This window comes from Niameybacter sp. (genome assembly GCF_036655075.1).
Classification (GTDB): Bacteria; Bacillota; Clostridia; order Lachnospirales; family Cellulosilyticaceae; genus Holtiella.
This window is the reverse complement of sequence record NZ_JAVVQU010000096.1, coordinates 1-3,027: the sequence shown is the minus strand read 5'-3', so window position 1 is coordinate 3,027 and position 3,027 is coordinate 1. Positions and strand designations below refer to the sequence as shown.

The 3,027-nt window shown below is 37.1% G+C and carries 2 protein-coding genes; both read right to left on the bottom strand.

Annotated features, from left to right (window positions below; translation table 11 throughout):
- Positions 1-362: 362 nt before the first annotated feature.
- The gene (gene istB, locus RRY75_RS14040; protein ID WP_332717384.1) at positions 363-1,112 is read right to left on the bottom strand and encodes an IS21-like element helper ATPase IstB; all 750 of its coding nucleotides are present in this window, start codon (positions 1,110-1,112) and stop codon (positions 363-365) included.
- Positions 1,100-2,668 (bottom strand): IS21 family transposase, encoded by a 1,569-nt coding sequence (gene istA, locus RRY75_RS14035; RefSeq protein ID WP_332717381.1) that lies wholly within the window; start codon positions 2,666-2,668, stop codon positions 1,100-1,102. The genes istB and istA overlap by 13 nt, the downstream gene beginning before the upstream one ends.
- Positions 2,669-3,027: the final 359 nt, after the last annotated feature.

Below are 3,027 nucleotides of genomic sequence, written 5' to 3'. Positions count from 1 at the left end.
AAGTTATTAATTGTCTCCAAGAGAGAGAATACACATAATTATTTACACGCCCATAAATGCTGTTAAATAGTGCTAGATAGATTTGATTAACTTGTTGTTACCGGCAAGTACTTTTGGAGAAATTTTGGCAAATAATTTTCCCTAGTCCATTTTTTATAGCGTGGATTAGGGATTTATTTATGTCCGCATTTATTCCACGGTTTCCTTGACCATGAGCCTCCGTTGATATGCTAATAGTCAGCAAGGTCAGCCCTTTCTTTGGAGCTAAACTACGAAGTGGGTGCTGCCTAATGAAGTATTCTAGCATATCACCCCTCATACTCAAGGAACTTTCGCGGCATAAACGCTAATCACCGAATAGCTTAGCTCTCAAAAAGTGATTGACGATGCTCTAATCGATAACTTTTGCCTTGCATTGTAATGACTTCACATCGATAAGTAATTCTATCAAGCACTGCTGTTGTTAACGCAGGATCACCTAGAAGTTCTGTCCAATCTTCAAATCCCTTATTCGAAGTGATAATAACTGATGCCTGCTCGTGTAATGTTGAGATGAGACCGAAAAATAAGTTTGCCTCTTCTCTCGAAATCGGAAGATAACCCAATTCATCTATAATTACTAAGCTGGATCCTAAGATACGATTAAGCTTTCCCTTACTCTTTCTGGATATCTCAGCTGTTTTTAAAGTATGCATGAGTAAGTCCATTGTTACAAAGCTAACATTATAGCCAGCCTCAATAGCCTTATGTCCTAATGCAATGGCTAAGTGACTCTTTCCAACGCCAGGTGGTCCAAGAAGTATGAGATTATACATTTGGTCAATCCATGTGAGTTCACAGAGTTCATTGAGCTGACGTTTGCTTATAGATTTTTGAAATGCTAAATCAAAGTCATCCACTGTTTTAGTAGCAGGGAATGCAGCATTTTTAACCCGCTTTTCTCTTGATCTCTCGTCCCTTAAGAGCATTTCGTTATGAAGTAACTTATGTAAAAAGTCTTGATAGGTTTGGTCATTTTTCTTAGCCGTATCTAAAATTTGTATAATATTTTGCTTAAGATAAGGTAATTTAAGCGTTGTGCTATAGCTTATTATTTCTTCTAATGTATCCACTTTGTCTCATCCTTTCTAGGACTAAAAAGATAGTCTTCTATATTTCTAACCTCTGGTTTAATGTAGTGTAAGAGGGTAGTACTTTTTAACTGATTTTTTATAGGTGTCGTATCTGCTGGAGAGGGTTCTGCTTTTTTTGATAAGATATACGCTAAAGCCTCTCTGAAAAGACTTGCACTTATAAGGTTTTTAGTCAGGCAGTACTGTAGAGCTTCTTGTATACACTGGATTGATTGCCCTAAACAAACTTGATTAATAAGGTGAAGCTGATCTTTATAATACCTTGGCTTAGCTTCTTCAATAGATTGTAGAAAGCGTTTGGCATTAGCACTATCACCCAAAAGTTTCAAAGCTTTATCTTCTAAGTCCTGAAGGTTTTTCCCTTTTTCACGTTCCGGATGATGAATCTGTATAAGTTTTCCTTTATCTGTACAAATTTTATGTGTAGCAAGTACTTCACCAGTGTCTGGGTCTACTAAAACTAACATATCATCTTTTAAAGAAAGAAGAACTTCTTTCCCTGGAGAGTAAGTGCCTTTAGGCACTTGATAACGATTTTGTTTATAAGAGATGGTATTGTTTTTTCGAACGGAATACGTTAGACTAATAGTAGATTTTTTGTTAAACAAAGATGATGGTATCTGAAGTAAGTGTTCTTTTTCGACGGGAAATACTTCTTTGGGTACCTTCTTTGTTATGTCATGAATTTTCCCATTTCCAGTTCTATCAAGCCATAGTAGGCACTCATCATTAAAAGATTCAATATCTGTAAAAAGCCTGTGTCTTGCAAAGTTATATTTAGCAAACTTAACCACAGCTTCAACCTTTCCCTTACTTTCAGGATCATAGGCTCTGCAAAGCCTCATTTTAAACTTCATGTGACTCATGTAGTTTTGAAAAGCTTCAGTACAAATGATATCACCTGCATTCTCTGAAACAACAATGATGCGATCTTGATCATAGACGATTTCCTTAGGCATACCGCCAAAATATTCAAAAGCTCTTTCATGAAGTCCAATCAGGTCATTTGTATTAAACGGCCTATCTTGCCACCATACAAACTTATATCTGGAATATGCTAGAACAAGTGCGAAACAGTAGACTTTGACCTTAGATCCATCTACTTTCTTTACCCAAATCTGACCAAAATCAGCCTGAGCCTGTTCACCAGGAGGTGACTCAGGAATCTCTTGATACTGTCGTAATGGTGGATTTTTAGGTAATTTATAGACATGCCTAAGTTGTTGAACATACAGCCTGAGTGTACGTTCTTTAAATTCTAGATGCGTGTATCTTTCAAGTAACCAATCGTAGATTTGAGCTGAAGATAGGTCTGGAAACTCCTTAAGCCACTCAAGAATTTGATGTTGGTAGGCATCCACCTTCTTACTTCTTGATTTAGCACTAGCTTGAATTTCTTGGAATGTACTTGGATTCATGTCCCAATACTTGCAGACAGTCTTATAATCAATAGCAAGTTTTTTTGCTACCTGTGACTTATTGAGCCCTAGCACCTTGTAATTATAGATTTCAACAAACATAGCCCATCCTTTCATTATCACAACACCCCTCTAATAGATTTTTAATTATTCTATCAGAATGAGAGGATAATTGTAATTAAATGTATAATGTTATCCATTTTTGTTTGCCAAAATCTCTCCCTTTTAGTTTACCATTAACATTAACATATTGAATAAGAACTAAAAGGTCATACATAAAACAAGTGGATGAGCTGATGCCTTGGTAACTACAAGCATCAGCTTATTTTTGGTGTGCCCAGCATGGGCGCAATCTAACGGGTGAAAGTCCCGAGTGCGGGTTAGTAGTGCCAAGCACATAGCCAAGAGCAAGGGTGTCCATCGCGAGGTGGAATCTGAAGGAAGCTGGAGGCAAACTTCTGGTCTGACGAACAGAA